General features: G+C 63.4%; 3 protein-coding genes and 1 pseudogene. All 4 read right to left on the reverse strand.

All coding sequences use genetic code 11. From position 1 onward, the window contains the following. Positions 1-320 (reverse strand): annotated as a pseudogene (locus AB7S84_RS17060) (iron ABC transporter substrate-binding protein); the annotation flags it as partial. Positions 321-336: 16 nt separating this feature from the next. Next, entirely contained in the window at positions 337-1,104 is a 768-nt protein-coding gene (locus tag AB7S84_RS17065; protein ID WP_020877232.1) for an ABC transporter ATP-binding protein, read from the reverse strand. 10 nt (positions 1,105-1,114) lie between these two features. After that, positions 1,115-2,155, reverse strand: a complete 1,041-nt coding sequence (locus tag AB7S84_RS17070; RefSeq protein WP_020877231.1) for a FecCD family ABC transporter permease — start codon at positions 2,153-2,155, stop codon at positions 1,115-1,117. A 252-nt stretch (positions 2,156-2,407) separates the two neighbouring features. Then, on the reverse strand, positions 2,408-3,013 hold a 606-nt coding region (locus tag AB7S84_RS17075; protein ID WP_428156000.1), incomplete at its 5' end, for an FmdE family protein.

Raw genomic sequence — 3,013 nt, forward strand, 5'->3', positions numbered from 1 at the left:
TCCGGCTTCTTGTTGATGGCCGAAGGGCCGCCCGGACCGCAGCGGGGCAACCGCGCCAGCTCCGGGTGGGCAATCCAGTACGGCCGTCCCGTGGGGTTCAGCTTCTCCATCTCCTCCACGGCCGTCACCTTGTCCTGGGCTTCGAGATAGACCATCAGGCGCAAGGCCCCCGGCCCGACAGCGACGATCCGGTCGGGACCCTGGGGCGCCGTCACGGTCCGACCGGCCATGTCCGTCACCGTCACGGTGTCGGCCGCGGCAGTCCCCCACACCGACACCAGGGCGATAAAAAGCCAGGCTGTCCATCTGAAAAGTTTCATACGACCTCCTTGGGGATTACAGCGGTATGACTACGGTTCTGCCGTCCAGCTGTCGGAGGGAGACCGCAACACCGTATACCTCACGGATGATATCGGCGGTCAGGTCCTCTTTTTCCACCATGGCGTGAACCCGGTGATCCTTGAGAAACAGGAAGGCATCGGCAAAGCGGACGGCCAGATTGAGATCATGAATGGAAACCACGACCGAAAGACCCTGGTTCAGGGCGATGGCGCGAATGAGGTCCATCACCTCCAATTGATTCCTGAGATCCAGGTTGCTCGTGGGTTCATCCAGAAGGAGCGCCCTGGGGGACTGGGCCAGCGCCCGGGCGATCATCACCTTCTGGGCCTCGCCGCCGCTCAGATCGGAGACCGGCCGGGTGGAGAGGCGGGTGAGACCCATATGTTCCAGGATATCCTCCACCCTGCGAAAATCGTCAGCCGAGACGGTGAGGCCCATGTGAGGCTTTCGCCCCAGAAGGACGGTTTCATAGACCGTCAGGCGATCGGTCCCATGGCGCTGGGGGACGTAGCCCACGCGGCGCGCCGTCTCCCTGCGGGACAAGGTCGACAGGTTCTCTCCCTCGAGAAGGATGTCGCCGGACTGGGGGTGAAGAATCCGGTTGAGACATTTGAGGAGGGTCGATTTGCCGGCGCCGTTTTTGCCCAGCACCGCCAGTACCCGGCCGGGACCGAGCGAGAAGCCGACCTGGGCGAGCACCGGACGGCTGTTATAGGAAAACCGAATCCCGGAAACATCGAGAATCACGCCGTCTTCAGCCATGTCCCCGCCTCTACCGGTATCCGCGGATGAGCAGATAGAGAAACATGGGCGCACCCAGGAAAGAGGTCACGACGCCCACGGGCATGGCGCCCGAACCGACCACCACCCGGCCCAGCGTATCGGCCGACAGCAGCAGGAGGGCCCCCAGCACGCCCGAAAAGGGGATCAACAGCGAGTGGTCGGCCCCCACGAGGCGACGGGCCATGTGGGGGGCTATCAAACCGACAAAGGCGATCACCCCGCAGAAGGCCGTGGCCAAAGCCGCCACGAGAGCGGCCGCCGCCATGCCCTGGAGTCGCATCCGGTCGACGTTCACCCCCAGGCCGCAGGCCGTCTCTTCTCCGGAGGCAAGGGCGTTCAGATCCCATCGCCGGATCATGAAAAAGAGGGTGACGACGGCAACGGCGACGGTCGCAATCCCGATGTCCCGCCAGTCGGACCGGGCCACGTCGCCGAAGGTCCAGAAGACCACAACGGCCAGCTCGGTCTCGGTGGCAAGGTACTGGATCAGCATCGTCGCCGATGTGAAGAGGGATGACAGGGCCACACCGGCCAGAATGACGGCCTCGGGGGCGAGCCGCTTGAGACGGGCCAGGAGGAGGATGATCCCCGTGGCGACCATTGCCCCGATGAACGCAAAGGCCGTTGCCGACATCATGCTGCTGCTGAAAACCACGATGGCCGACGCCGCCCCGAAAGCCGCGCCCTGACTGATGCCCAGCGTGGCGGGGGAACCCAGGGGATTCTTGAGAAGCGACTGAATGCCGAGACCCGAAACGGCAAGCCCCCAACCCATCACCATCGCCGCGAAAATCCGGGGGAGCCGGATATTCCAGATCACCACCGATTCCGCCGGCGAGAGTTCGCCGGTAAGCGCCCGGAAGATCCGATCCAGCGTCAGCTCGTAGGCACCCTGGGTGACGGCCCAAAACGCCAGGACCAGAATCCCTCCGCCCAAAACCGAGAGCAGCATCCGTTTCCGGCGGCCGGCAAGTCGATAGGCTCGGGTAGCCGTTCCAACCGCGCCATCCATACCCGATACACTCCCCATAATACCTCCCCTCACAAACAAAACCAGCCACGACGGCGCCTCCCCGATCTTCGGAGACGGAGCCTTCGTGGCTGGTTTGACGATCGATTTCTTTTATATTTCCGGTTTACATTTCCGGCGGATTTCCGGATCCCGCGGCTTCTGCCGCGGGTTCACCTTCGATTTCTTTAATCCGGATCCGCGAAGAAGTCAAGCCGTTTCGGGCCTGAGCCTCTCCGGGCGACGCCTGGATTTCCGATCCACGACAAGCTCTTACAGGCATCCCCGGCAAATCTGCCGTCCATCCACGGTTTCCATCTTAGACGGCATGGTCGGCTCGCCGCAACGGGCGCAAAGCGCAGAAGGTTCGATCCGGGCTTTTGCAGGCATGGGCGTCTCCGCCGGCGTCAGGTTGAAAAGGGCCTCGGTGGGGGCCTCCAGAAGATCCCGGGTCCGTTTCAGGTGGAGTTCCTCGAAACGCGTCCTCTCCGCTTCGCTCGCCTCCCCGGCCATCACCTTTCGGATCAGAGCGGTATGCTCCGCATCCGGCGAAAAGGCTTCGGGACGCAGGGCCACCCGCACCCCCTGTCCCGTCTTCCGGCTCAGGAGGGTCAGCACCATCTTGCCGTGGTCCTTGTAGATAAAATTGCCCTTGCCGAATGTGCAGCCGGTCAGGACCTGGACCGCATCGGCGGAGCAGGCGTCCGTTTCCACCACGGCCACGATCTCCTCGTCCTCGGACCGGCGCTCCGCCAGCCACGCCATGGCGGCCCTGGCGGCCCGATAACCGATGGACAGGCCCGGGCAGACATGGCCGTGGAAGGCCGCGCACCGCTTGAAATCCTCTCTGTTCATAATTTCCTGTGCATTCATGATCAT

This window comes from Desulfococcus sp. (genome assembly GCF_050178255.1).
Taxonomy (GTDB): Bacteria; Desulfobacterota; Desulfobacteria; order Desulfobacterales; family Desulfococcaceae; genus Desulfococcus; species Desulfococcus multivorans.